The sequence below is a fragment of the Paenibacillus sp. HGH0039 genome (genome assembly GCF_000411255.1).
Classification (GTDB): Bacteria; Bacillota; Bacilli; order Paenibacillales; family NBRC-103111; genus Paenibacillus_F.
Genome location: NZ_KE150413.1, coordinates 791,429 through 817,478, shown reverse-complemented (window position 1 = coordinate 817,478; position 26,050 = coordinate 791,429). Strand labels below are relative to the sequence as shown.

Here is a 26,050-nt window from a genome sequence, read left to right as displayed (position 1 = left end):
CCCCACTTTTTTTGTCGTTTCCTGTCCGTTTATATGCAAAAAGGCCGGGAGTCCGACGAACGAATCCATCCCGCCTCTTTTTTGGTTCCTTTCGGAGAGCCCGTCTGCTCCGCACGTTCCTTTTCACCCTACGGCAACAAGCCTTTCGAGGGTGTCCGCGCATCCAAACTAGGTCAAATGCAGCACGAAAGCGGCGGCAAGAAGCAGCAGAGCTTCCAGCAGCTCATTTAAAGCCCCGTAGGTGTCCCCCGTCAGCCCGCCGAGCTTTTTAGCCATCCAGGCCGCCAAGACTCCTCCAAGCGCAAAGGTAACCATAAGGAGCATAATCCCCCACCATACGGGCCCCGCCCCTTCCAAAACATGCAAAGAAGGCTTGAGCGAAAGCGTCCCGCCCGATTCATGGAAAAACGCGACCGCTCCGGCGCTCAGAAATAAGGCGATTGCCGCTCCCAGCAGCGCGAAGGGCTTTTTTTCCCCTTCAAAAAAACCGCCCAGACCGCCTCCGCTCCGCGCATACGGCCATAAAGCCACGGCTGCGGCCATGAAAGTCCGGCTCCAGACCGGAACAAGCAGCAGAATCCAGCTCCCGGTGAGAGCGCCGTCCGTCAGCAGCGGCACCATTACGCTCCACTTGAGAAGCAAGACCGCGACACATACAATGACGCCCATGGCTCCGACGCGGCTGTCTTTCATAATTTCCAGCATGCGCTCCCTGGAACGATGGCTGAGCAGCCCGTCCGCCGTATCCATCAGCCCGTCCAGATGCAGCGCTCCCGTCAGCCCGATCCACAGGCACAGAAGAAGCGCGGCAGCGGGCAGAGGGGGAAGCGTCTTCTCCAGCACCCAGCCGGAGCCGGTAAGAAGAAGGCCCAGGATCATGCCGACCACCGGGTAAAAAGCGAGGCTCCGCCGCAGAACGGCCGGTGTCCACTCGATCCTTACCGGAAGCGGCAGCCGGGTAAGAAACTGGACGGCCGTTATCAGTCCAAACAGCCAGAGCTTTAATTCAGCAGCCAAATTGCGCATAGGACCCCTCCTGCCAGCCAGCCCGTCGCCCCGTAGAGCAGCCGGACCGTGCCGTCGATGTCTCCGCGGTTCCGCGGCCGCAGCGGCCAGCCCATGCGTGCGCGCTCGCTGACCACGGTTCCGTATGTATTGCGCCCGCCCAGCTCGATGCCGAGCGCGCCCGCGACCGCCGACTCCGGAATCCCGCTGTTCGGGCTCGGATGAAGCCGGGCGAAACGGCCGATCGAGCGGCCCGCCCGGAAAGCGCTCATCCGCGGCTGTACGGACGCGGCCAGAATCAGCAGGATTCCGGTCAGTCTGGCCGGAATCCAGTTCATCACGTCGTCCCACCGCGCGGAGGCCCAGCCGAAATGCACATACCGGTCGTTCTTGTAGCCGACCATGGAGTCCAGCGTGTTCGCCGCCCGGTACAGCATCGCCAGAGGCGCTCCGCCGATGAGGGCGTAGAACAGCGGCGAAACGACTCCGTCGACGGTGTTCTCGGCGACCGTTTCCACGACGGCGCGCGTCAGTTCGCCTTCGTCGAGGTTCTTCGTGTCGCGGCCGACGATATAGCCCGTATATTTGCGAGCGGCGGCCAAATCTCCCGCTGCCAGGGGTACCGCTACCAGCCGTGCGGCATCTTTCAAGCCTTTGACGGCTACCGTCGTCGAAATAAACCACGTCGTCACCGCGTATCCCAGCCACGGATGTATCGCCGCGGCTGCGGCCGTTACGGCCGTCATCGCGGCAAATGCGGCCAGCATGACGGCTGCGGCCAGGACAATCCCCCGCCGCTTCAAGGAGCGCGGTGACAGAGAGGCCGCTTCTCCGGCCGTGTCGGCGGATGCGCCGGCCTCCGGCGGCACGCCACCGGCAGCCCCGGTCCCGGCTCCGGCCTCGGCTCGGACTCCTCCGGCGCATTCCGGCGCGCTCTCCCGCGCTGCGTGATCCCTCCTCAGCTTCCGTTCCAGAAAGCTGATCAGACTCCCGATGCGGATCACCGGATGCGTCGGCCACTTCGGATCGCCGATCACAAGGTCGACGGCAATAGCCGCCAGCATCATCCACAAGATTTCTTTCAGCGAATAAAAAATCATGAGTTCCCTCTATTCAAACCGGTAAGCCCGGCTTTTCAGCTCGACAGGTATCCCGGCGGTCACCAGAAAAACCCGGCCGCAAACTTGGGCCAGCCGCTGATTCATCCGACCGGCGAGATCGCGGTACAATCGCCCGAGGGGATACTCGGGCACAATGCCGCTCCCCACTTCGTTCGTGACAAGAACGAGCGGTCCCTCGTAGGCTTCAACCGTCCGGACAAGCTCGTCCACGGCGGCATCCACTTGTTCGGCCGCATCCGGCGAAGATTCCGCCTTCAGCAGACGATTGGAAAGCCACAGCGTCAGACAATCCACCAGGACAACGCCCTGGCCTCTTTCGCCGCTACAAGCTTGCAGCGCGGCCGACAGCTCCATAGGCTCTTCCGCCGTAATCCAGGGGAAGCCGGACTGCTCGCGCTGCGTGCGGTGCAGAGCGATCCGCTGCCGCATCTCCTCGTCCCAGATCTGGGCCGTAGCGAGATAAGTCCCGTGTGCGGCAAGCCGCGAAGACAGCTGCTCGGCAAACGAGCTTTTGCCGCTTCTGGCACCGCCCGTCACGAGGACAGCTCCCGCTCCCGGTGTATGTTCATGCGCCAGATTCATCAGCCCCGCGACACTCCGGCGCTTTCGAAGGAAGCCATCTCGCGCATGATTTTGCCCGCCGCATCCATGAGCGTGAAGCAGAGCGCAGCCCCGGTCCCTTCTCCCAGTCTCATATCCATATGAAGCATGGGGCTGAGCCCGACCGCTTCCAGCATCCGTGCGTGGCCCTGCTCGTGAGACTGATGAGAGGCGATCATATACGGCTGGGACTCCGGAGCCAGCCGTGAAGCAACCAGCGCGGCGGCCGAGGAGATGAAACCGTCGATCACGACCGGACAAGCGTTCTTGGCCGCACCGAGTATGACTCCGGCCAGGCCCGCGATTTCGAGGCCGCCGACTTTCGCCAGCACATCGAGCGCATCGCCCGCATCCGGTTTGTTGACCTCGATGGCTCTGCGAACAACTTCCTGCTTGTGCAGCCAGCGGGCATCGTCGATGCCCGTTCCGCGTCCTACCGCGTCTTCTACGGCGATGCCCCCGAGCACGCTCAGCAGCGCGGAACTGGCCGTGGTGTTGCCGATCCCCATCTCCCCGGTTGCCAGAACCCGCACGCCGCGTCCGACCAGCTCGTCTGCGACTTCAATGCCGGCGCGGATGGCCTGGAGAGCCTCCTCACGGGTCATAGCGGCTTCACGGGCCATATTGGCCGTGCCTTTCCGGACTTTGCGGGAGAGGAGATCCGGATGCTCCAGGTCGGCATTGACGCCGATATCGACGCATACGACTTCCGCGCCCGCGTGCCGGGCCAGCACATTGACGGCCGCGCCGCCCTGCAGGAAGTTCATCACCATCTGGCGGGTCACTTCCTGCGGAAACGCGCTGACGCCTTCTTCGCAGACGCCGTGGTCGGCCGCCATCACGACGATGGCCTTGCGGCTCATATCGGGCATAACCTCTCCGGTAATCCCCGCAAGCTGGCGTGCCATATCTTCCAGCTTGCCGAGGCTTCCCGGCGGTTTAGTCAGATTATCGAGATGGACGGATGCCGCATCCTTCGCTTCCTGACGGAGCGGGCGAATGGCGCCGATTACACCCTGAAGTTCGTTCATGTTTGTTCCTCCTCGGTATGTAGTATAAGTCGGTATGTATGTAAACCGCCCTGCGGGCGGTCCGGATTCACTCTATTCAATCTCCCCGGCGCAGCAGGATTTGAGGAATGCCGTGATCCGGATGCTCCAGGACGATCGGTTCCGTCCCGTAGACGTCCAGGATCAGCTCGCTTCTCATAATTTCCTCCGGCGTGCCGATCGATACGCCTTCTCCCTCGTGAACGACGAGAAGCCGTTCGCAGTAGAGAGAGGCTAGGTTCAAATCGTGAAGGACGGCGACCACCGTCAGCCCTTCTTCCCGCTGCCACTGCCGCACGTAGTCCATCAGCTGCATCTGGTAGCCGATGTCCAGGTAAGTCGTAGGCTCGTCGAGCAGCAGCAGTCGGGGCTCCTGCGCCATCACCTTCGCCAGCGCCACTCGCTGTTTCTGGCCTCCGCTCAGGTTCTCGACCGTCCGGTCGGCCAGCGGCTCCAGATCGAGCCGCCGCATAATCCGGTCGATAAGCGCAGCGGCGTCCTCCCGGTCTTCCCCGAGCCAGTTCTGGAAAGGGAACCGGCCCATTTCGACCACCTCACGGACAGTGAAACCGAGCGGAGGCAGCGCATCCTGCTGAAGCACGGCAAGCCAGCGTGCCAGCTCCTTGCGGGCGTAGCCCGCGACTTCCCTCCCCTGGAGAAGAATACGGCCTTCCGTAAGGGGGTCTACGCCGGAGATAAGCCTCAGCAGAGTCGATTTGCCGCTCCCGTTGGGCCCGATGATGCCGAAAAATTCGCCGGGCTTCACCTCGAAACGGATATCTTTGAGCACGCGGGTTCCGCCGAAACTTTTTCCAGCACCCCGCACTTCGATGATCGGTTCCATCAGCTTCTCCCCCATTTCTTCTGTTTGCGCAGCAGATAAGCGAAGAACGGCGCACCCAGAAACGCGGTGATTACGCCGAGCGGAATCTCTGTCGGGCTTAGAAGCGTCCGGGCCAGCGTGTCGGCCCAAAGGACGTAGATGGCTCCGCCAACGGCGGAAAGCGGCACGATCAGCCGGTAATCCGGTCCCGCGATCAGACGGATCAGATGAGGCACGATCAGCCCGACAAACCCGATGACGCCGGATACGGAAACGGCCGCAGCCGTCACCAGTGTCGCGGTGATCAGCACGATCAATTTCGTCCGCTCGACATGGATACCCAGATGGGCGGCCTGACGTTCCCCGAGCGCCAGCAAGTTGAGTGTCCGCGCATAGCTGTAGAGCACAACGAAAGTTACGAGGAAATACGGAAGGAGAACGGTTGTGTACGACCAGCCTTTCATAGCGAGGCTGCCCATCAGCCAGAAAATGATTTCATTGACGACCTGCTTGGACATCGACACCAGAAAAGAAACCACGGAGCCGAGAAACGCCTGCATCACGACACCGGAAAGCAGCAGCGTCTCCATACGGATTTTGCCGTCAGTCCGGGCCAGTCGTAGAACGATCCAAAGCGAAACGGCTCCTGTGGCAAACCCGACGACCGGTATCGTCCACGTACCGAAAAACGTCGTCTGCAGACCGAAGTAAATGACGAACGCCGCGCCGACGCTCGTTCCGCTGCTGACCCCAAGCGTATACGGGTCCGCAAGCGGATTGCGCAGGACGCCTTGAAAAGCGGCTCCCGCTACCGAAAGGGAGGCCCCGACAAGGATGGCAAGCATCACGCGCGGCAGCCTTACCTTCATAATAATCTGCTCCGAGGATACGGGCCAATCCGGCGTGATTCGGTCTCCGATCCAAGGCAGCTTGCTCCCCAGAATCGAAGCGATCTGACTCACCGGCAGATGGGCCGAGCCCAGCGAAAGACTCAGCACAATAGAAAGAAGAAGGAGTAAAACTCCTACTCCTCCCCAAAGTCCCCATTTAGGTTTCATTTATTTCACCAAGTCCGGATAGATGGCTTTAGCCATTTGCAGGAGTCCCTCTGTCAGACGCGGTCCCGGACGGGTCAGCGTATTCTGGTCGAGACCGATTACCTGGTTGTTTTTGACCGCATTGATTTCGTTCCACCCGCTGCGTCCGCGAATGAGTTCTTCTAGACTCTTCTTCGTTTTGTCATCCACCACGTCTTTGGCGTATAAAATAACGTCCGGGTTCTGCTGGATGATTTTCTCCTCGCTGATCTGTTTCCAGCCCGTAATGTCGGAAGCGACATTGACACCGCCCGCCAGCGTGATCAGCTCATCCATGAATTCGCCCTTGCCGACTGTCCAGCCCGGAGAAAATTCGATATAGACTTTTTTCTTCTTGTCCGCCGCTACGGTTTTTACGGCATCCGTAACTTTCTGACGGTCTTCTTTCATTTTTGCGACGACTTTTTCCGCCTGTTCCTGATGGTCGGTAATCTGGCCGTAGAGCTGAATATTTTTCATGACGTCGTCAAGCGTCTTAGGCTCCACCTTGAACACGTTGATGCCCATGGCGCGCAGCTTTTCGACCGATTCTTTTTTCATCGAAACGCCTGTGAAAACAATGTCGGCTCCCGACGCGATAACCGATTCCTGGTTAGGCTGTGTAATTCCGCCCATTTTCGGCTTCGTTTTCGCTTCCGCCGGATAATCGTCAAAATCGGACACGCCGACGATTGTATCGCCCAGACCGATCGCAAAAAGAGCTTCCGTCTCCGCCGGCGAAACCGACACGATTTTACCGGGCGCTTTCTCGAACGTAAATTCCTTTCCTGTCGCATCGGTTACTTTCAAAGGATACTGCGTTTTCTTCGCGCTCGTTTGCGGAGCGGTGCTTGCCGCCGGAGAGGCCGAGCCCGCCGTCCCGTTATCCGTGCTTTGCTTGCCGCAGGCTGCCAGGCCGACGGCCATCGTCAAAACAAGCAGCAGCAGGGCGTATTTAAACCCCCTAGCGGTTCTTCGTTCGTTGTTCATGTTCTCTACTCCCTTGCTGATTTAGTTTGACTTGAGGTTGTCCCACGATGTTCGCGCATGTCAACAAAAAATCCCCTCTATCCGGAGATAGAGGGGATAACTTTCGGAATCACGAGGTGAAACGGCCGTCAGTCGGACGTCCTTTCCGGTTTCGCGCGATCCTCTCCTCGAAGGATATTGTGCTGCAAACCGGCAGGCAGGTCTCCTGACTTACGGATGACTGACCGTCTTGCCTTCCCATCCGCGCGCGGACAGTGGCATCGTAAGACGATCTCCGTATTACAGTGGCGGGACCGTGCCGGATTTGCACCGGCTTCCCTTTTCACCCTGGGCTTCGGCTCCGCTGGGAGACGCCGCTTCGGGACCTGACGGTAAACGTATGAGGTTGGGCCTTCAAGTTCATCCCCCATTATAGGCCAAGCGGCGCCGGAAAGACAAGGACTTTAGTCACCGCACCGCTTGCAATTCCTCGCGCGGGCCATAGAGTCGTGGCGGCGCCGAGGCCGTCGCGTCAGGATTTGGCGGCGATCTTTTTGAGCACCTCGAACGACTGCTCGGGATTGCGGCTGTTCACCGCCATGAAAGCGACGAGCCCTTTGCCCTCTACGCCGTTATCCTTCATCCACTTGGAATACTGGAGCGGAATGCCGTACAGATGCGTCTCCTTCTTGGGCGCTTCGGGCGGATTCTTTTTCTTGCCGGCAGGTTCAATCGTCGCCTCGAGTACGCCCTCCGGATAGTCCTCCTGCTTGAAATGCTCTTCCAGGGGTAAAAATGCCCCTTCGGCCGCATAAATCTTAAACTGTTCTTCGGGGATGATCAGAATACCGTGATTGCCGTATCCCATTTCGACGATCATCTTCTCATTGGAAAAAAGCGGGGACGTATTCAAATAGATGGACGGCTTGTCCCCCACAAGCGCTTTCAACGAATTTTCAAGCTTAAAAGCGGCATCGACCGGTATACCGTCACGGGCCATCATAAAGATGGAAACATCCGCTTTGGGCTGGGCCTTCCCGCACCCGGAAACCAAGACGGTGAATAATAGAAGCAGTACAGCAGCCGAAAACCAGCGTTTCTGTGTCATCGTAATCCCTCCGTTGCCTGATAGCCTGTGCAAACGCTGCAAAAAAGCCGGCATTTACCGGCTCTTCTGGACTAGATTCATATATTCGTTAATCTTATGATCAAGTAGCGTACTCATTTCAATTACGGACTCGGAAGTCATAGCCTCACCGGACTGAACCATCTGTTCCAGTCTGTGCCGCATAAACTGAATTTCTTCTTCCAGGTGAAAGAGGGAGGCTAATTTGGCAGGTCGTTTGGATAACCAGCGTTGATCGGAAACGTCATGGCTGTACCAACCCGAGTTGTCGGCCAGACGATATTCTAAATAAGCCATACATATCCCTCCTTTACCCTAAAGATATCAGTTTTTTCCGATTCTGAAAACTATTTTTTGGGACAAGTCTTTACAATTTTTTCACAAAAGACCCAATACGGTCCAAAGCTTCGTTCAGCTGTGAAACGGAAGTCGCATAGGAGCAGCGGACGAAGCCTTCGCCGCCGTTGCCGAATACCTGTCCCGGAACGGCCGCCACCTTCGCTTCGGTCAGAAGCCGCTGAGCGAACTCTTCCGAGCTGAGGCCCGTCGAAGCGATAGAAGGGAACGCGTAGAACGCTCCCTGAGGCTCGTGGCAGTCGAGACCGATCTGCCGGAAGCCTTGAACGACCAGGCGTCTGCGCTGGTTATAGGACTCCATCATCCGGTCCTTCTCCTCCAGTCCGTTGCGGAGCGCCTCAAGCGCGGCAATCTGGCCCATGATCGGAGCGCACATGACCGTGTACTGATGGATCTTCAGCATCGCCGAGATCAGGTCCGGATGCCCGCACATGTAGCCGACTCTCCAGCCCGTCATGGCAAAAGCTTTCGCGAAGCCGCTGACAAGAACAGTGCGGTCCCGCATGCCGGGCAGCGACGCGAAGCTCACGTGCTTGCTTCCGTAAGTGAGCTCCGCATAAATTTCATCGGCGATGACGATCAGATCGTTCTCTTCCACGATCCGGGCGATCGGCTCCCAGTCCTCGTACGTCATGATGCCGCCCGTCGGGTTGCTCGGATAGCTCAGAACGAGAACCTTGGATTTCGGCGTCAGACTTGCGCGGAGCGCCTCGGGCTTCAGCTTGAAGCTGTCCTTCGCGAAGGTCTCGATGCCGACCGGGACTCCTCCGCCGATCGTGACGATCGGGCTGTAAGCGATGTAGCAGGGCTCCGGAACGAGAATTTCATCGCCCGGCGTAATCAGCGCGCGCAGCGCAAGGTCAATCGCCTCGCTGCCGCCGACCGTTACGACGACTTCATTCGAAGGCTCGTATTTTACGGCAAAATTCGTGTACAAATACTCGGCGATCGCTTCGCGAAGCTCAGGGAGGCCCGCATTCGGCGTATAGTTCGTCCGGCCTCTTTCCAGCGAATACACGCACGCCTCGCGGACATGCCACGGCGTTACGAAATCCGGTTCCCCGACGCCCAGAGAAATGATATCCTTGCTCCCGCTTACCAAATCAAAAAAACGCCGGATGCCCGAAGGAGGAATATCCCGGACCAGCGGTGACAAATAGCCCTGCATGGATTTCGGTTTACTTCCGATTTCTTCCTGGTTTATCATCGTCATCGTCCTTTATGGTGAGACCAGCATCCGATGATCATCCTCACGGTCATCAAAAATGATCCCATCCTGTTTGTATTTTTTCAGAATAAAATGAGTTTTCGTTGACAATACCCGGTCCAGTGTCGACAGCTTGCTGGAAACGAAAGAAGACACTTCCCGCAGCGTACGGCCCTCGATCTCCACAAGCAGATCGTAAGCTCCGGACATCAGATAGACCGACTTCACTTCTGGATATAAATAAATGCGTTCCGCAATCGCGTCGAATCCGGTTCCCCGTTCAGGCGTGATCTGCACTTCGATCAGCGCGTTCACCTTGTCGCTGTCCACTTTGCTCCAGTTGAGCACGGTGGCGTACTTCACGATGATGTGCTCGTCTTCCATCTGGCGGATGGCCGCCGTCGCCTCTTCTTCCGTAATTCCCAGCATGGTCGCGATAAGCGCCGGAGAACGGCGGGAATCTTCTTTCAGAATATCCAGAATCTTGTGCTTCAAATCGTCCATCGTCAAGCCTCCTACTAAGAATCGTCATGAATAAGGTCCAATGAAATCAAGCATCGGATAGGGAAAATCGTTATCTTCCATATTACACGCAGCCCCCGCCGAATTCAATAAAAAACGGAAGCGCAAAAAAGCCGCAAGCACGCGCTCCTTGCAGCTTCATCTCACCGCCTCGGCAAGCGATGCGGCATCGCCCGGCGGCGCAAAACCGCAAGGTCACTCCCCCTTGCCTGCCGAAACTTCAGTCCCACCGGCTTTCTGCCTGAAAAGCCTCCGTGTATACCCTATGCCCGGTCTCCGGGGCAGCCGGACGTGCTTGTGCGGGACTTGCTGATCCCAGGAGCCCGCCATCCTGCCGAATGCATTCCGCTCAGCCAACTGTACGGCTGTAGGCTGACTGCTTGCCGCGGAGCAGACGCAGCATGGCGGATTCGATCCCTCTTTTGCGGTAGGAAGGCAGAATAAGAACCGAAAGGGATACTTCGTTCTCCCACTCCACATCTCCGGTACAAAAGGCGATTCCGACCAGTTTCTGATCCTCGTAAGCGGAAATAAAACGGCCGTTTCCGATTTGCTTCAAACTTTTGCGATCGACCTTCTGGGAAGTTAATTCTGTATAGGATTGTATAAAGGGGTTCAGGACCCATGGTTTAGGCATCTCACCGGACAACGAAATCATTCTTGCAGGCCACCTTTCTACGAACAAGTGAATCTGTGATAATTATACATGATAATGTATTTTTATTCAATGACTTCCTCTCATATTCCACACCTTCACAAAAAAAGCCTATTCTCCTCCGGCAGCATCGTCCGCAATACGCGCAGGACAAATTACTCCTGCCATTGCGCTTTCACACCGCGCGCAGTTCTCAGCGCGGCGGTGTGACGCCGTAGGACGGTGATCTTCCGCCCCCAGGCGCAGGAGATGAAACTCTCCGTTCTTTATATGCTTATCCCCCTATGCATACGGGCTGCCGCTTTATTTTTATTTATCATGTCTATTGATCTTCCTGTTCCTAAAAAGATCGCATAAAAAAGAGCTTTCCCCGGATTCAGGGAAAGCTCTTTTTATAGGGACACCGATTACGCATCCTATCCCGGCACGCGCTGTATGAGAGCGCCCCGGACGGCAGCGGGTAATCAAGAGTACGACCGCACTCAGCCCGGCCTACGGGAATTCATCCTTCCGCGATGGTGCCGGGATATGGCCGTATCCCGCCGCCTCCGGCGCTTTATTCGCCGAAGATGCCCATGCTGAGGTACCGCTCGCCCGTATCGGGCGCGATGCACAGGACGCGCTTGCCGGGCCCCAGCTTGCGGGCCACCTGGATGGCCGTCCACACGGTTGCGCCCGCGGACGGACCGACGAGGATGCCTTCCTGGGCCGCGAGCTCGCGGGTGGTGCGCAGCGCATCCTCGTCCTCTACCCGGACGATCTCGTCGTAGACGTCCGTGTTCAAGATCTTCGGCACGAAGCCCGGCGACGTGCCGACCAGCTTGTGCGGGCCGGGCTCACCGCCCGACAGCACCGGCGATCCGGCCGGCTCGACGACGTAGATCTCGATGCCGGGGATCCGCTCGCGCAGCACCTCGCCCGTGCCCGTGATCGTCCCGCCTGTGCCGGACGAAGCGACGAACGCGTCGAGCCTGCCGTCCGTCTGCTCGAGAATCTCCAAGGCGGTGGTCACCCGGTGAATGTCCGGGTTCGCCTTGTTCTCGAACTGCTGCGGGATGAAGCTGCCGGGAATGCCGCGCTGAAGCTCCACCGCTTTGGCAATCGCACCCGGCATACGTTCCGCCGCAGGCGTGAGCACCACATCCGCTCCGTAGGCTTTGAGCAGATTGATCCGCTCCTTGGTCATGTTATCCGGCATGACCAGAATCGCTTTATACCCCTTCGCGGCCGCGTTCATCGCCAGTCCGATGCCGGTGTTGCCGCTCGTCGGCTCGATGATCGTCGCGCCGGGCTTCAGCAGGCCGTCTTTCTCGGCCTGCGCTATCAAATTATAGGCCGCGCGGTCTTTTACGCTCCCGCTCGGATTGAAATATTCCAGCTTAACATACACGTCCGCATGCTCTTCGCTTGTCAGGCGGTTAAGCCGTACGGCAGGCGTGTCTCCTATCAGTTCGGCGATGCTGTTAACCAGTTTCCCGCTCATTTCCGGTCTCCTCCCCGTAGCACAATTCTTTCACTTTCCAACACAATGGGTCCAAACATATACCCACTATTTTTATAGGAATGGACAGCTCTGTCAAGAGTTTTCTGGATGCAGCACCTTTCTCATAAAGAGCCAGCTCAGGAAAGGCGCGCTTCCGATCACAAGCAGCAGCGTATTAATGACAATCGGAGAGGTGCTTTGAGAAATAACGGCAATAAACAGCAGCGTACCGAGAATCCGCCCGGCATTCAGCGCCAGCTCCCTCAGAATGACAAACTCCTCACGGTGTTTTACGCTCTCCTCGTCTCTCCCGATCAAATCAAACACGGACGACGTCATGGGAATCGTAAACAACGGCAGAAAAAGAGACGTCCCGATCCCGAACAGGAGCAGGGTCATATAATTCACTTTCCAGAAAAACGGGAGTATGGCCGCGATGACCATCAGCACCCCGAGAAGCATCCCTCTGCTTCTGTATCTGGGTTTGAGCACACGGCCGACCAGCCAGAAACTGACGAAGGAAACTCCCGAAGTAACCAAAGCGTAGCTTCCGAGCTTTTGCTCGCTCGTCGTCGCGATATACACCAGCAGCGAAATCATAAACCCGAATACGCCTTCGCGGAAACCTTGCGCCATCAAAGCGGCACAAACCGGCCTCCACGGAGTATCGCCCTGCCGCAAATGACGGAAACCGTACGTCCAGCCGTAGGTGCCTTCGATCTTCCGCTTTTTCAGAAAAAAGCTCACCGCCACGCCGAGAACAAAAATACCCAGTGAGATCGAGAAGATAACCCGGTAACCGCTCGTACCCGCCATATGAACGATGATGAGTCCGGAAATCCACGGTGCCAGCATGCCGACGCCCGCTCCCAGCAAGCCCGCCCAGCCGTTGAATTTGTCTCGCGTTTCCCTGCTCGTAACCTCGAAGTAGACGATGTTGAACGCCAGCCAGAAAAAACCCGAAGCCATCCCCTGAACCGCACCGAGCAGGAAAATGTAATTCACGCTGGACAGACCCAGCATCAGAACGAGCAGGTAAAAAACCGCCGACATGACAACGCCCGCACGGAGGCAGTTCATTTTGTTATGCTCTTTTACCCACTTGCCCGCCACCCAGAAGGTGAGCGCCATCGCAAGCTGATGCGTGAGCGTAAACCATCCGATCATGGCAAAATCGCTCTTGGCTTTCCATAGGTAGATACTGACGAACGTCCCGGACAAGGCGTTGGCGGCCGCAAAAAGCATATTTTCTATAAGCAGCAGGGCGGACTGGGCATCCAGTCTTCCAATGGTAGGTCTCTTCTTCTGTCCGGCGGAAGCCGGGTCATCCGCTTCATGTTCCCAGGGCTGCGCCGCAGCCGATTCCTTGTCCGCTCCGAGCCAGCCTGCCAGCCGGGAGCGTCCCCGGTATTTGTCCTGCTGCATCCTCAAATCCCTTCCTTTCGAAGCCTGATCTTCCTTATCCTGTCCAAAAGAGGGCCTCTTCAAAGAAGCAGATAGGTTCCGTTTTTTTCCTGTTTCCCTTTCCGCATAACCCCGTTAATACGAAAAATTAACACCGCGTAGAGCTCTCGCCGCGCGATGTGACATCGTATGCAAAAAAAACCGCTGCCATCCTAAGGACGGTTAGCGGTTTACGCTGCCTCTGTTTTAGTTGTCGGTTTGCTCTTTGGACGGATTCAATACGGCCAGAAGCTTCTCTCGGTCTTCTTCCGCCAAGAAAGTCTCGACCTTGAAACAGGACGGACACACGAATACATTCAATTTGTAGCCGGGATTCAGGAAAGCCCTGCCGACCGGTCCCGGTATAACGGGGGTATAACCCGTACCCGCGGTTACCTGCCTACCCCCGTGGAGCATGAGTTCTCGGCAGGCGGAGCACTCAGGCGCTTCCTCCTGGGTATCCAGCACATTCTGGACAGCTTCGGCGTACTCGTTGGTATAGCCGGCGTCTTCTTCCCAGTCCAGGAAATCATCCGGACCGGCCGCCAGTTCCACTTCTTCAGCCGGCTCGTCCCCGTCTTCTTCATCCGCACCAAGCCGGATACTGCGATAATCGCTCAGTTCGTTATAGCAGTGCGGACATTCTTCTTCCGGTCCGATCTCCGGGTCCCATACGATTTCCGTCTGGCACCACGGGCATACGGTTTTCAGTTCTTCCTCGTTCACGCCAGTTCACCTCCGACAGGTCAATGATTCATCAAATACCAGACGCCCAGCCCCATAAACAGTACGGCCAGAGCAAATAAAATTCCCCATAAATATTTCATCTTTCGCTTTCCTTTCCGCCATCGCCAAGCGGTCGAAGAGCCGGATTCGGATGCCCTTTAGGGCACGCAAGCTCCGACGACATACGAAATGGAGACGGATATCATCAGCGACAGCAGTCCCACCGCGCGATTGTCTTTCTGGATTTCTTCGTCGATTTTAAAATACGGCGTCAAAAATTCAAAAATAAAATAAGCGGCCATCAATAGAAGGAAGCCGTATCCGGCCCAAATGAGAGAGCGGATAAGCGAATCGTTGTTTTCGATAGCGAACCGGAACAGATTGCAGATTCCGAATATTTTACCGCCTGTAGCCATGGCCACAGAGACATTCCCGCGCTTGATCTCTTCCCAGTCATTATACTTCGTTACAATCTCGAAAATAGTAAGAAATACGATAACGGCCACGACCGCCACAGAGAAGTACGCTAACGCTCCAAGGTAAGGATTGCTGACCAACTGATTCACCTCTTCGTACAAATGTATGCCTCCTCCGTCGCAAGGAATGGTAAACAAGGGAAGAGACTGAGAAAATTCTCAGTCTCCGCGTTAGGCATACCGCCATTATATCATGCTTATTGTTTTTTTTCAGCCAGCTTCGCTTTCATGGCCGCAAGCTCGTCGTCGATTCCGTCGTTCTTGCCGAGCTGGTCGAGTTCGTCGTCCAGGCTCTTGCCTTTGGAGCGGAGCTCGCCGCTCGCTTGCGCTTCGGCTTCAAGTTGAAGCACCTTCTCGGACATGCGGTCGAAGCCTTTCGCCGCGTTGTCGGTTCCGAAACCGGACATCGCCTGGTTGATGTGCTTCTGGGCTTTCGCCGCTTCGGCACGGGCGATCAGAAGGTCTTTCTTGTTTTTCATTTTCGTAAATTCGTCTTTCATTTCGGCCAGCTGATTGCGGAGCTGATCGGCATTCGTTTTGGCGATGTCGTACTGGCGCTTCATTTCGTCGAAACGGGTCTGGTGCTCTTTCTTGTCTTCCAGCGCGCGGCGGGCGAGGTCTTCATTGCCCTGCTCCAGAGCTTTCATGGCCTGCTCCGTACGCTTGCCGACCATTTCTTCCGCTTCTTCGTACTGCTGCTTGAATTTCTTCTCGATCGCGATCTGCTTGGCTACCGCCACTTCCGCTTCCTGAATGTCCTGCTCCATGTCTCTGAGGAACTGGTTCAGCATTTTTACCGGATCTTCCGCTTTATCGAGTAAATCGTTCATCGAAGCCATCGTCAAGTCTCTAAGTCTTTTAAAAATTCCCATTTGGAATTCCCTCCCGCTTTCGTTTGAATTGTGCTTTTATAACTTTCATACTTTTTCATACGGTGGACCTTTAAGAACGTTTCAATCATTTCCAAATTATTTTTTCCGGATCTTCTGTCCGGTTACTTTAGCTCAACCACCGTCACACCGGTGCCGCCCTCGTTATAAGCTCCGATCCGGAAGCTTTTAACGTGCTTGTGTCTGCGCAGATAGTCCTGGATGCCCGTCCGCAGCACGCCCGTTCCTTTGCCGTGAATGACATACACTTGGGCAAAGTTGTTCAGGAACGATTCGTCGAGGAACCGGTCGAGCTCCATGATGCCTTCTTCCACGTTGGTTCCGCGAAGATCGACTTCCATGCGGATGTTGTCGTCCCGGGTTCTTTTAACCGTGGCGGCAACCTGCTGGACCGGTTTCTTCTGAGGCGACGCCTTGATCACTTCGAGGTCGGTCTTGTTCACCTTCATCTTCATGATGCCCAGCTGCACGGTGACTTCCGACGAATTCACGATTTCCACGACGTGGCCTTTCTGGCCGAGGCTCACCACGCGCACCTCGTCGCCCGGCTCGACCTCCGCCTTGCTCCGCTCGGGGCGCTTAGCTCCCGGCTTACGGAGCTTCGGCTCGGCCTCGTCGAGGCGGCGGCGGGCCGCGATCAGCTTGTGATCCTTGATCGCGCCGGCCTCTTCCTTCGCCAGACGCCGCAGGTCGGCGATGATCTCTTCCGCTTCGCGGCGGGCCTTGGCGATCGCGTCCTGCGCTTCGCGTTCGGCTTTGAGCAGCACCTTGTCGCGCTGCTCGTCGAGCTTGGCGCGCTCCGCGGAGAGCGCCGCCCGCAGCTCTTCGTTCTCGCGCCGGATCTGCTCGGCGCTGTGGCGTTCCGCTTCGGCGGTCAGCCGGTTCTCCTCCAGCGAGGCGATCATCGTCTCGACTCGCTGGTCCTCGTCGCTGACCTGTCCGCGCGCTTTGTCGATAATCGCGCGCGGAAGACCGAGACGCTCCGCGATGGCGAACGCGTTGCTGCGGCCGGGAACCCCGACGAGCAGACGATACGTCGGGCTCAGCGTCTGCACGTCGAACTCCATGCTCGCATTGATCACGCCGCGGCGCTCGAAGGCGTACGCCTTCAGCTCGCTGTAGTGAGTCGTCGCGATCATGCGGCAGCCCATCCGGTGGATGTTCTCCAGCAGCGAGATGGCGAGCGCGGATCCTTCCGCCGGGTCGGTTCCCGCCCCCAGCTCATCCAGCAGGACGAGACTCTTGGGTGTCATATCGCGGAGGATGCCGATAATATTCGTCATATGGCTGGAGAAGGTGCTGAGGCTCTGCTCGATGCTCTGCTCGTCTCCGATATCGGCGAAGATGCCGTCGAAGACGCACAGCTCGCTGCCTTCTTCCGCCGGGACGAACAGGCCGGACATCGCCATCAGGCTGAGCAGGCCGACGGTTTTCAGAGACACCGTCTTACCGCCGGTATTCGGTCCCGTCACGATAATCGTCGTGAAGCTCCCCCCGAGTTCCAGATCGATCGGAACGACTTTGTCGAGCGGAATCAGCGGATGACGCGCCCTTTTCAGCTTCAGAAAGCCCCGGTCGTTCAACTTCGGCAGCGTTGCCTTCATTTCACGGGCAAGTCCCGCCTTGGCGAACGTAAAATCCAGCTGCGCGAGCAGTTCGACATCCGATAGAAGATCTTCCTCGATTTCCGCAACCTGGGACGTCAGCATGCGGAGAATTTTCTCCACTTCGGCTTCTTCCTTGAATTTCAGCTCGCGGATCCTGTTGTTTAGAGTAACGACGGCTTCCGGTTCAATGAAAAGAGTGGCGCCCGACGCGGACTGATCATGAATCATGCCCCCGAATGAAGAACGGTATTCCTGTTTAACGGGGATGACATAGCGGTCTCCGCGCATCGTCACCAGCGCGTCCTGCAGCATTTTCTGCACGGACGGGTTGCGGATCATCTGCTCCAGCTTCTCGCGCACACGCGCTTCGCCCGTACGCAGCTCGCTGCGCACCCGGGAAAGCTCGCCGCTCGCGCTGTCCATCACCGCCGCGTTGTCGTCGATGCAGCTTTTGATCCGGTCCTCGGTATCCTTGTTGTCGCTCAGGAGTTCGGCCCAGCTCAGCAGCATCGGAACAGGATGCTGTTCATCCATCGTTTCAAGAAATTTGCGGAGGCGGCGGCCCCCGTAAATCGTAGTCGCGATATCGAGCAGCTCGCTCGGATTGAGCATCCCGCCCACTCTGGCACGGTGCACGGCCGCACGGATATCCCGGATGCCCCCGAAAGGGGCCCCGCCCTTAAGACGGTCGACGGCGAAAGCTTCGTCCGTCGCCTGCAGGCGCAGCTTCACTTCCTCAAAATCTCCGGAAGGTTTTGCCTCCGCCGCTTTTGCCGTTCCCAGCGAGGTGGCCGCGTGGCTGCTCAGTTTATGTGTGATTTTATGAAATTCCATTGTGTTAAACGTTTTGGTATTCAAAGCATTCTCCCTCATCACATCTAGTATGATCTCTTTATTATATCCAATCCGGGACGGCGAAGCTATGGAGAGTTCTTTTATAACCTCCGGTTCATGCGAAAACGCCAAGACGGGCATGCTAAAGACGTGCATCCTGTCATGACCGCGGCGGGCGTACATTTACGTCTTTCGGTCCCCGGGCCGCAAGAAGCGGGGAACCCGGTTCAAGCGTAGGAATTAAGCGCAGACCGCTGCTTTGCGCCGTTCCGTCAACAAATCAAGGAGGTGCCTTTCCGATGCGATTTCTCGGTCATGTGATCAGATTTATCGTTTCCGCACTGGTTTTGATGGTTGTCAGCTGGATCGTTCCCGGTTTTTCAGTGGGCGGGTTCGTAAGCGCCCTGCTGCTGGCCATCGTCATCGCCGTGCTGGCCTGGATTATCGAAAGCATCTTCGGCAGGCAGATTACGCCGTTCGGACGGGGAATCGTGGGCTTCCTGACAAGCGCGCTCGTCATCTGGCTGTCCCAGTTCATCGTTACGGGCGTACACGCCTCCGTCATCGGTGCGATCCTTGCCGCTCTTGTCGTCGGGATTGTCGACCTGTTTATTCCGGTCTCTCCGTTTGACAGAAAAGACAACCGGCACAAAAGCACGCACTGACCGGCGGGATGCCGCGGCCGGATTCACGCTCTCTCGAGCGGGATCCGGTCTTCTTCATTTTTCACATCTTATTTGATGATTTGTCATAAAGGGTTCACTTGTTAGCCGCTGACTTCCCCGCCTTCCGGGTGTATGATGAGGGTGTATGAAACAAAGGGAGGGAAATTTATGAAAAAAACAGCAGCACTGCTGATGGCTCTTGTCCTTGTATTCGCTCTGGCTGCCTGCGGCAAAAAAACGGATACGGCGGCAACGGACGCTAACGCGACGGCAAGCCAGGAAATTACGCTTCAAGCTTCCAACTGGAAATTCGACCAGGCTGAATATAAAGTCAAAAAAGGCGAGCCGCTTAAAATTAACCTGGACATCAAGGAAGGCGTTCACGGCGTATCGATTCCGGATTTGAAAGTCAGTCTCGACAACAACAGCAAGAGCAAAGTCGTCACTCCGGAGAAAGCCGGCACTTACAACATTCTCTGCAGCATTCCTTGCGGAAGCGGCCACTCCACGATGACAGCCAAGCTCGTTGTAGAATAAAATAAGCCCGCCGGTAAGTTTCCGGCGAATTAACAAAAAGGCTTGCGGTTACGTATCTTCGATACGTTCCGCAAGCTTTTTTTGTTTTGCAAAGCGGGCGCAGCTGCCCCCGGAGAAGCTTCGAGATTGACCGCCGTCATGCGGGGCCGCAGCGCGTGATCACTTTTCCAGCAAGGGCGACACACCTGTCACAGTCTGTTCATCTTCCGCCTACGCGCCGGGATGGTTTCCTCTTCTTCTGCGCAGAAGGGTAAAAATACCGAATGCGGCCAGAGGCGGCAAGATCGACACGTAATAGAGCCCGCTTTCGGTCAGTTCGACCGAAGTGAGGTGCCATTCTCTGGCGGCCAGATAGCCGAGAGCGAAAGTCAGCATCGTCAGGCTGAGCTGCAGCGGAACGATCGGCATCCCGATTTTTTTACGGAATTCCCCGAGCCCCTTCAAAGCTCCCATCCGCAGCAGCAGCCTCACCGGAATGCTCAACAGCGTCTGGGCGAAAATGAGCAGCAGAGCCAGGCTGAGCAAATCTTCCGACTGCTGGAACCAGACACTGTCGGGCAGGAACGTCCCCGCACTGAGAAGAGCCGCATAGACGCACACGAACATAATCAGCAGCGGCAGCAGGAAAAAGAACGTCACGGCCAAAGCCGTTATGACCGACTGCAGAAGGGCTGCGCCCTCCGCTTTTTGTTTTCTACGAATCCATACATAAAACCAACCCAGACATGCTGCAGCCATGATACAAGCTGTGGTCACAACGCTGCCGGCGGCTAACGTCTGTTCCATACGGTTTCTCCCTCCCTTGCTCCACAATCGCATCGTCGTCGCTCGCCGTGACGGAAGCAGGCTTAAGCGGGAGTGCCGCGCGCATCTGCGTAGTCTTGCTTGTACGAGGAGTACCGGTGCAACTTCCAGCCTCCGCGCTTCACGCCGACCGGATCGCTGGAGAGCCGATTAAAATGAATAAAAAACCTCCCTTACGGGAGGAAGTATCCTTGAACTTACATGCTCCGCTGCCACAATTTCCGGGCCCATTCCATAACGTCATTCAGGATATAAGGAGCAAACCGGGACTGGCCGAGCCTGTCTTGAACATAGTCGGACGGCAGAATTGTCATGATATGAACCGCAACCGCGGCAATCACAAACGCTTCCAGCGCTCCGAGCAGCGCTCCCGTCACCCGGTTAACGGTATGCAAACCAGGCAGCCGGGCAATCAGGTTGAGCGTTCTCCCCCCGATTCCAAGGGCAAGCTTCACCAGAAAGAACAGCAGTGCGAAAGAGAGGGCATTCGCGATATAACGCTCCAAATTCAGCCCTTTGACCAAAAACTCATATTTATCATAACCGGAAAAAGAAGAAAGGGAAAGCCATTGCAATAAATACGTGGCAACGGGCTCGTAAAAACGGACGGCGACGTACAGGGCGATAAACAATCCGGCAATTGAAACCAGCTGGGAAATCAATCCCCGCGCGTAGCCGAGGACAAGTCCTCCGGCGACAAGCACGAGGATAGACCAATCCAGTACATTCCAAGAAGGAAGAGTCATTATCCTTTCGGTTCTTCCATCACAAGCTGAATCCATTCGTTATACTCCGTTTGAAGCTTCGCATACTCGTCCTGCAGCTTGCGGTGTTCTTCCTGCAGCTCGTCCCATCGCCCGCTCGTCTGTTCATGCAGACGGCTCATTTCTTTGAGGCCCTGCTCCGCCTGAAGGTGAGCCTGCTCCAATTCCTCCAGCTGATGCCGGAGCAGTCCGCTCCGCTTTGCTTCCGTTTCCAGTTCTTCGGTAATCCGGGCCACTTCCTGGCGGAGCTGTTCGGTTTCTCCGCGCAGGCCGCCGAGTTCACCAAGACTGGCGCGCTCTTGATCGGCCTGCTCGTCCATAAGCTGGCGGTATGCGTCCAGCTCTTCCTGCAACGACCGGCGCTCCTGCATGGAGCTGTCCAGCTCCCGGCGGATGGACTGCTCCTGAAGCACCTGCTCGTGAGCCATCTGCTGGGTTGCGGCAACTTCGCGGAGGGCGGCCGTCAGCTCGGCATTCAGCGCCTCACCGGACGCTTTCGCCTGGCTCAGCTCCTCGCGCAGCTTAGCCTCTCTTGCTGCCGCTTCGTCCCGGCCGGAAACCGCCGCATGGAGCTGTTCGGCAAGCTCTTCGGCTTTCTGACGTTCTTCGGCGGACTTGTCGCGCTCGGCTGCCAGCTCGCGTACCGCGGCTTCGCGGGCGGCCTCCAATACGGCAGCCGTTTCCTGCAGCTTAGCCGCCGCCGCGCCCTGGCCTTGCTCCAAATCTTCGAGGAGCGCTTCCGCGTCCTGACGCGCCTGGTTCAACTCAGCCCGAAGTGTCTCTTCACGTTTGAGGGCTCCCTCCAACTGGGCGGCAAGTTCAGCCGCCGCAAGCCGCTCTTGGGCCGAACGGCCGCGTTCCGACGCAAGTTCTTTGTCGGCCTTCTCGCGGGCAGCGGCCACCTGGGTAAGCATGAGTTCACCCTGCTTAAGCGTTTCGGTCAGTTCTTCCTTAAGAGAAACCTCCAGCTTGGCGCGGTCTTCACGGGCGCGTTCCACTTCCAAGCGCGCTTCTTCCAGCGCCTTCTCCGCTTCACGGAGCCGCTCGTCCGCGGTGCTCTGCCCCTGCTCCAGGTCTTCCAGCAGTGCTTCGGCATCCCGGCGCGCCTGCTCCAGCTCGCCGCGGAGCGCTTCTTCGCGCTCTTCGGCGGCTTTCAGGCGGACCGCCATTTCCTCCCCTACGGAGGCTGCGCGGGCTTCCGCATCCCGCTCCGCGGCTTTCGCGGCATTAGCGGCGTTTGCGGCGGCTGCCGCTTCCTCCTGTGCGGCGCGCAGAGCTTCGGACACTTTCCGCAGCTCCTCGTCCGCCGCGGATTTGTCCTGCTCGAGGTCTTCGAGCAGGGCTTCCGCATCCTGACGCGCCCCCGTCAGCTCCGCACGGAGCGTTTCGACAAGCTTCGCGGCCGATTCGCGCATCTGCACCGCTTCCTGCCGGGCCGCTTCAAGCGCTTCGGAGGTTTCGCGCAGCTTGGCTAGGGCGTCGGCCTTCTCCATTTCGGCCGCTTCCCGGGCCGCTCTGTCCCGCTCCGCCGCTCCCGCCGTCTCCAGCAGCTCCCGCTCGGCACGTTCGCGTTCCGCGGCAAGTTCGCGCTGATGGGCGGCTTCGGCTTCCCGCTGTGCGGAAGCCAGCTTCTCGGCCGCTTCCCTCTGAGCCTCCTGCAGCTTCTCCGCCGCCTCCAGCTCCGCAAACTCGAGCTGTTCGGCGAAATCTCTCCGGGCGGCCGCCAATTCCTCCGCCGCTTCGCTGCGGGAAGCCGCCAGTTCTCCGGCTTCCTGCCGGACGGCCGCAAGCGCCTGCTCCGTCTCGCGAATGCGCGCTTCCGCGGCTTCCTTCTCACGCTGGACCGCCAGACGCGCCTCGGTCTCCCGTTCGGCCGCTTCCATCGCTTCCAGCAGATCCTGCTCCGCTCTCTCGCGCTCTTCGGCCAGTTCCCGGCGGAGCGCTTCCTGTGCGGCTTCCGCCTCGCGGCGTGCCGCTTCCAACTGCACCGCCGTCTCTTTGCGGGCGGATTCCAGCTCTTCCGCCTTGCGCTCCGCCGCCAGAAGTTTCTCTGCGGCAGTGTTCTCCGCGGCCTCCCGCTCAGCCGCCGCTTCCTTGCGCAGGGCTTCCAGGCGCTCTTCCGCTTCAAGCTGAGCCAGCTCCGCTCTCTCGCGCTCTTCGGCCAGCTCCAGACGAAGCGCTTCCTGCGCAGCCTCGGCCTCACGGCGTACCCCTTCAAGCTTGTCCGCTGTCTCCTTGCGGGCGGCCTGCAGCTCTTCGGCCCTGCGCTCCGCCGCCAGAAGTTTCTCCGCGGCAGCGTTCTCCGCGGCTTTCAGTTCGGCCGCCGCTTCTCTGCGCACGGCTTCCAGGCGCTCTTCCGCCTCCAGTTGAGCCAGTTCCAGCTCATCCGCGCTTTCCCGCTTCAGAGCTTCCAGCTGCGCCAAGGAAGCTTCCTTCTCTGCTTCCAGCTCGGCCGCTTTACGCTCAGCGGCTTGCAGCGCTTCGGACGTTTCGCGCAGCTTGGCCTCGGCGTTGTCTTTCTCGCGCTGGACCTCTGCACGCGCCTCGGTCTCCCGCTCTGCCGCTTCCATCGCTTCCAGCAGCTCCTGCTCGGCCTTCACGCGCTCTGCCGCCAATTCCTGCCGGAACGCTACACGCGCGGCCTCGGCTTCACGCTGCGCTTCCGCCAGCTTATCCGCCGCTTCCTTGCGGGCCGATTCCAGCTCCTGCGCTTCGCGTACAGCGGCTTGTAATTTTGCTGCGGCTTCGCGCCGCGATTCCTCCAGCTCCGCTGCCGCCTCCCGTCTTGCGGCGTCGAGCTGTTCTTCCGCTTCCAGCTGAGCCAGCTCCAGTTCTTCGGCTCCTTCACGCTTCAAAGCTTCCATTCGCTCGGAGGTTTCCCGCTCCAGCGCTTCCAGCCGCGCGGCAGCTTCTTCCTTCTCCGCTTCCAGGCCGGACGCTTTCAGGTCCAATGCCCGCAGAGCCTCGGACGCTTCGCGCAGTTTAGCCTCAGCGGCCTCTTGGCTCTGTTGGGCCTCCTTGCGCGCCTCGCTTTCCTGTTCCGCCGCTTCCATCGCTTCCAGGAGCTCTTGCTCGGCCCGTTCACGCGCCGCCTCCAGCTCCTGCCGGAACGCCTCGCGCGCGGCTGCCGCTTCACGCTGTGCTTCTTCAAGCTTGGCTGCCGCTTCCTTGCGGGCGGCCTCTATCTCTTCGGCCTCGCGTACGGCCGCCAGAAGCCTGGAAGCCGCTTCGTTCTCGGCCGCCGTCAGCTTCGCCGACGCTTCACGCCGTGCGGCCTCCAGCTTCTCCTCGGCTTCCATCTGGGCCAGTTCCAGCTCTTCGGCGCTTTGCCGTTTCAGAGCTTCCAGCTGCGCATCGGCCGCATTCCGGGCCGTTTCCAGATCGGCCGCTTCCCTGCGCAATGCTTCAAGCTGCTCTTCAGCTTCAAGCTGCGCCAGTTCCAACCGCTCGGCAGACTCTTTCTGCAAAGCCTCAAGCTTCTCCGCAGCTTCCAGACGGGCTGCGGCCAGGCTTTCCTCCGCTTCCCGCCGAGCCGTTACCAGCGCTTCTTCGGCATTCCGCAGCCTCGTTTCCGCTGCCGCTTTCTCATTCTCCGCCGCTTCTCGCACCGCTTTGGATTCCAGACGCGCCGCTTTGAGCGCTTCCGTAGATTCGCGCAGCTCTTCTTCCGCCGAAGCCTTGTTCGCCTCCAGCTCTTCCAGAAGCGCCTCCGCGTCTTTACGGGATTTTTCCAGCTCGTCGCGGATTTCTTCCAGCTGATCGGCCGCTTCCCGCAGATTCTGCTCGCGCTGTGCGGTTTGTTCTTTACTTTCGGCCAGCTCGCGCTGCATGTGTTCCCCGCGCTGTTTCATCAGCGCAAGTTCGGTGCGCTGCGTCTGCTCGCGCTCCCCGGCTTCGCGGAGCTGCTCCTTCAAGCTCTCCGCCGCGGCTTTTTCAAGCTCGGCTTCCTCCAGAAGCGCTTCGGCGTCTCTCTGGGCCTGCTGGAGCTCGCTGCGCAGCATTTCCTCGCGTTCAGCGGCCTGCTGCGCGTCGGCATTCAGCCGCTCTTCTCTTTCGCGACTTTCATCCGCCTCCAGCTTCGCCAGCTCGAGCTCGTCCTTCAGCTGTCGGAGCTGTTCGTCCGTGTGCTTCTGCTCACGCGCCAGCCTCTCCAGCTCGGCCGCAGCCTGCAGCCGATTCTCTTCGGCGGCGGCTTTTTCAAGCTCCAGCTCCTCCAAGAGCGCTTCGGCATCCTGCTTCGCCTGATCCGCTTCGCTCCGGACCGCGGCTTCTCTTTGGGCCGCTTCCGCAAGCTCCTGCCGCAATTGCTCCATCTGCCCGTTCTGCTGCCGCTCACGCTCTTTGGACGCCTGCAGATCGCGCTGGACTTGCTCGCTGCGCTGTTTGACCAGTTGAAGCTCGGCCCGCAGGGTCTGTTCCTTCTCCGCGGCTTCCTGGATTTGTAGAAGAGCGGCCGCCGATTCCTCTCTTGCCTGACCGGCCGCCGTTTTTTCCTGTTCCAGCTGCTCAAGCAGCGATTCGGCATCGCGCTCCGCTTGCCCGATTTTGCTTTCGAGCGTCTTGATTTGCCCCGCCGCCTGCTCCAGCTCCTTTTTCCATTGATCGGCCTGGCGAGCGTCTTTTTCCATCTGCTGCTTAAGAGATGCCTGTTCCCGCTGAAGCTTCTCCGTATTTTGTCTGGTCTGCTGAAGCTCGGCCTTGAGCTGCTCTTCCCGCTTCGCTCCCTGCTGGGCCTTTTCCTTCGCTGCGTTCAACTCCCGCAGATTCTGTTCCGCCCGCTGCTTCGTCTGCTCCAGGGATGCCGTAAGCTCCTGCTGACGCTTGGCCGCCTTGGCTCCCTGCTCCCGGGCTTCCGCCAGCTCGGCTTTGCGCAGCTGCTCCTCCTGCTGGGCTCTTTCGAGCTGCCCGCGGGCCGATTCCACGGCGGCGTCGGCCTTGGAAAGCGCCCGCTGCAAATCGTTCAGCCGGTTTTCCGTCTCGCTGAATCTCTGTTCGACTTTGGCTTTCTCATCCGTCAGATTGACGGCCGCCAGCACTGCGATTTTGTAGGTATCGAGTCTCGGATAGCTTTCGGCGATCTGGACCATCTGGTCATTGACTTCCGCCGCCACTTTGCGCACGTAGCCAGGGCTGTTATGGGCTTTCAGTTTATATTCATTTCCATATATATCAACGATGATTTTCGTTTTTTCTTCCGAATTCATGAGATATCCTCCTTCGGTTTAAACACTCGAAATCCGGCCGCCTGCATGGCGGTTCCGGTTGAAGACATCGGAATTTTCCATATGTTTCCTTGTTTTATAGAAAAAAG

General features: G+C 58.2%; 23 protein-coding genes and 1 riboswitch. Of the genes, 2 read left to right on the top strand and 21 right to left on the bottom strand.

Features of this window, described 5'->3' with window-relative positions; all coding sequences use genetic code 11:
• Window positions 1-168 precede the first annotated feature (168 nt).
• The 18 genes from cobS to HMPREF1207_RS17935 form a co-directional block, all read right to left on the bottom strand.
• Window positions 169-1,026 (bottom strand): adenosylcobinamide-GDP ribazoletransferase, encoded by an 858-nt coding sequence (gene cobS, locus HMPREF1207_RS18020; RefSeq protein WP_009676082.1) that lies wholly within the window; start codon window positions 1,024-1,026, stop codon window positions 169-171.
• A complete protein-coding gene (cbiB, locus tag HMPREF1207_RS18015) occupies window positions 1,002-2,105 on the bottom strand; it encodes an adenosylcobinamide-phosphate synthase CbiB (protein ID WP_009676148.1) in 1,104 nt (367 codons plus the stop codon). The genes cobS and cbiB overlap by 25 nt, the downstream gene beginning before the upstream one ends.
• A 9-nt stretch (window positions 2,106-2,114) precedes the next feature.
• Entirely contained in the window at window positions 2,115-2,708 is a 594-nt protein-coding gene (cobU, locus tag HMPREF1207_RS18010) for a bifunctional adenosylcobinamide kinase/adenosylcobinamide-phosphate guanylyltransferase (RefSeq protein ID WP_009676076.1), read from the bottom strand.
• Window positions 2,708-3,757, bottom strand: coding sequence for a nicotinate-nucleotide--dimethylbenzimidazole phosphoribosyltransferase (cobT, locus tag HMPREF1207_RS18005; protein ID WP_009676140.1), 1,050 nt, complete (start codon window positions 3,755-3,757; stop codon window positions 2,708-2,710). Before cobT ends, cobU begins: the two co-directional genes overlap by 1 nt.
• A 76-nt stretch (window positions 3,758-3,833) precedes the next feature.
• Window positions 3,834-4,619 carry an ABC transporter ATP-binding protein gene (locus tag HMPREF1207_RS18000; protein ID WP_009676176.1) on the bottom strand — a complete coding sequence of 262 codons (786 nt, stop codon included), beginning with the start codon at window positions 4,617-4,619 and terminating at the stop codon, window positions 3,834-3,836.
• Window positions 4,619-5,656, bottom strand: a complete 1,038-nt coding sequence (locus HMPREF1207_RS17995; RefSeq protein WP_009676079.1) for a FecCD family ABC transporter permease — start codon at window positions 5,654-5,656, stop codon at window positions 4,619-4,621. Before HMPREF1207_RS17995 ends, HMPREF1207_RS18000 begins: the two co-directional genes overlap by 1 nt.
• Window positions 5,657-6,664 (bottom strand): ABC transporter substrate-binding protein, encoded by a 1,008-nt coding sequence (locus HMPREF1207_RS17990; protein WP_009676156.1) that lies wholly within the window; start codon window positions 6,662-6,664, stop codon window positions 5,657-5,659. It lies immediately after the preceding gene.
• A 178-nt stretch (window positions 6,665-6,842) separates the two neighbouring features.
• Window positions 6,843-7,048, bottom strand: a riboswitch (cobalamin riboswitch).
• A 127-nt stretch (window positions 7,049-7,175) separates the two neighbouring features.
• A complete protein-coding gene (locus tag HMPREF1207_RS17985) occupies window positions 7,176-7,751 on the bottom strand; it encodes a hypothetical protein (protein ID WP_016423856.1) in 576 nt (191 codons plus the stop codon).
• 54 nt (window positions 7,752-7,805) lie between these two features.
• Window positions 7,806-8,066: an aspartyl-phosphate phosphatase Spo0E family protein gene (locus tag HMPREF1207_RS17980; RefSeq protein WP_009676194.1), complete on the bottom strand. Its 261-nt coding sequence runs from the start codon at window positions 8,064-8,066 to the stop codon at window positions 7,806-7,808.
• Between the two features lie 70 nt (window positions 8,067-8,136).
• Window positions 8,137-9,333 (bottom strand): aminotransferase class I/II-fold pyridoxal phosphate-dependent enzyme, encoded by a 1,197-nt coding sequence (locus HMPREF1207_RS17975; protein WP_009676105.1) that lies wholly within the window; start codon window positions 9,331-9,333, stop codon window positions 8,137-8,139.
• 12 nt (window positions 9,334-9,345) lie between these two features.
• On the bottom strand, window positions 9,346-9,837 hold the full coding sequence (locus HMPREF1207_RS17970) for an Lrp/AsnC family transcriptional regulator (protein ID WP_009676149.1): 492 nt from the start codon (window positions 9,835-9,837) through the stop codon (window positions 9,346-9,348).
• 367 nt (window positions 9,838-10,204) lie between these two features.
• Window positions 10,205-10,513 (bottom strand): GNAT family N-acetyltransferase, encoded by a 309-nt coding sequence (locus HMPREF1207_RS17965; RefSeq protein ID WP_009676083.1) that lies wholly within the window; start codon window positions 10,511-10,513, stop codon window positions 10,205-10,207.
• Between the two features lie 553 nt (window positions 10,514-11,066).
• A complete protein-coding gene (gene cysK / locus HMPREF1207_RS17960; protein ID WP_009676052.1) occupies window positions 11,067-11,993 on the bottom strand; it encodes a cysteine synthase A in 927 nt (308 codons plus the stop codon).
• A 93-nt stretch (window positions 11,994-12,086) separates the two neighbouring features.
• The gene (locus tag HMPREF1207_RS17955; protein WP_009676171.1) at window positions 12,087-13,418 is read right to left on the bottom strand and encodes an MFS transporter; all 1,332 of its coding nucleotides are present in this window, start codon (window positions 13,416-13,418) and stop codon (window positions 12,087-12,089) included.
• A gap of 225 nt (window positions 13,419-13,643) precedes the next feature.
• On the bottom strand, window positions 13,644-14,162 hold the full coding sequence (locus HMPREF1207_RS17950) for a hypothetical protein (protein WP_009676113.1): 519 nt from the start codon (window positions 14,160-14,162) through the stop codon (window positions 13,644-13,646).
• A 158-nt stretch (window positions 14,163-14,320) separates the two neighbouring features.
• Window positions 14,321-14,740: a DUF350 domain-containing protein gene (locus tag HMPREF1207_RS17945; protein WP_009676216.1), complete on the bottom strand. Its 420-nt coding sequence runs from the start codon at window positions 14,738-14,740 to the stop codon at window positions 14,321-14,323.
• 95 nt (window positions 14,741-14,835) lie between these two features.
• Window positions 14,836-15,510 carry a PspA/IM30 family protein gene (locus HMPREF1207_RS17940; RefSeq protein ID WP_009676183.1) on the bottom strand — a complete coding sequence of 225 codons (675 nt, stop codon included), beginning with the start codon at window positions 15,508-15,510 and terminating at the stop codon, window positions 14,836-14,838.
• Window positions 15,511-15,632: 122 nt separating this feature from the next.
• Complete coding sequence (locus HMPREF1207_RS17935; protein WP_036740470.1) at window positions 15,633-17,993, bottom strand: endonuclease MutS2; 2,361 nt, start codon at window positions 17,991-17,993, stop codon at window positions 15,633-15,635.
• 275 nt (window positions 17,994-18,268) lie between these two features.
• On the opposite strand from HMPREF1207_RS17935, the gene HMPREF1207_RS17930 reads away from it, so the two are divergent.
• Window positions 18,269-18,634, top strand: a complete 366-nt coding sequence (locus tag HMPREF1207_RS17930) for a phage holin family protein (protein ID WP_009676063.1) — start codon at window positions 18,269-18,271, stop codon at window positions 18,632-18,634.
• Window positions 18,635-18,802: 168 nt separating this feature from the next.
• Complete coding sequence (locus tag HMPREF1207_RS17925) at window positions 18,803-19,171, top strand: cupredoxin domain-containing protein (RefSeq protein WP_009676126.1); 369 nt, start codon at window positions 18,803-18,805, stop codon at window positions 19,169-19,171.
• A gap of 210 nt (window positions 19,172-19,381) precedes the next feature.
• On the opposite strand, the gene HMPREF1207_RS17920 is transcribed toward HMPREF1207_RS17925, so the two are convergent.
• The 3 genes from HMPREF1207_RS17920 to HMPREF1207_RS17910 all read right to left on the bottom strand — a co-directional run bounded on the left by HMPREF1207_RS17920 (window position 19,382) and on the right by HMPREF1207_RS17910 (window position 25,943).
• Window positions 19,382-19,957: a hypothetical protein gene (locus tag HMPREF1207_RS17920; protein ID WP_009676138.1), complete on the bottom strand. Its 576-nt coding sequence runs from the start codon at window positions 19,955-19,957 to the stop codon at window positions 19,382-19,384.
• Window positions 19,958-20,172: 215 nt separating this feature from the next.
• A complete protein-coding gene (locus tag HMPREF1207_RS17915) occupies window positions 20,173-20,721 on the bottom strand; it encodes a CvpA family protein (protein WP_016423855.1) in 549 nt (182 codons plus the stop codon).
• Window positions 20,721-25,943, bottom strand: a complete 5,223-nt coding sequence (locus HMPREF1207_RS17910) for a hypothetical protein (protein WP_009676089.1) — start codon at window positions 25,941-25,943, stop codon at window positions 20,721-20,723. Before HMPREF1207_RS17910 ends, HMPREF1207_RS17915 begins: the two co-directional genes overlap by 1 nt.
• Window positions 25,944-26,050 lie beyond the last annotated feature (107 nt).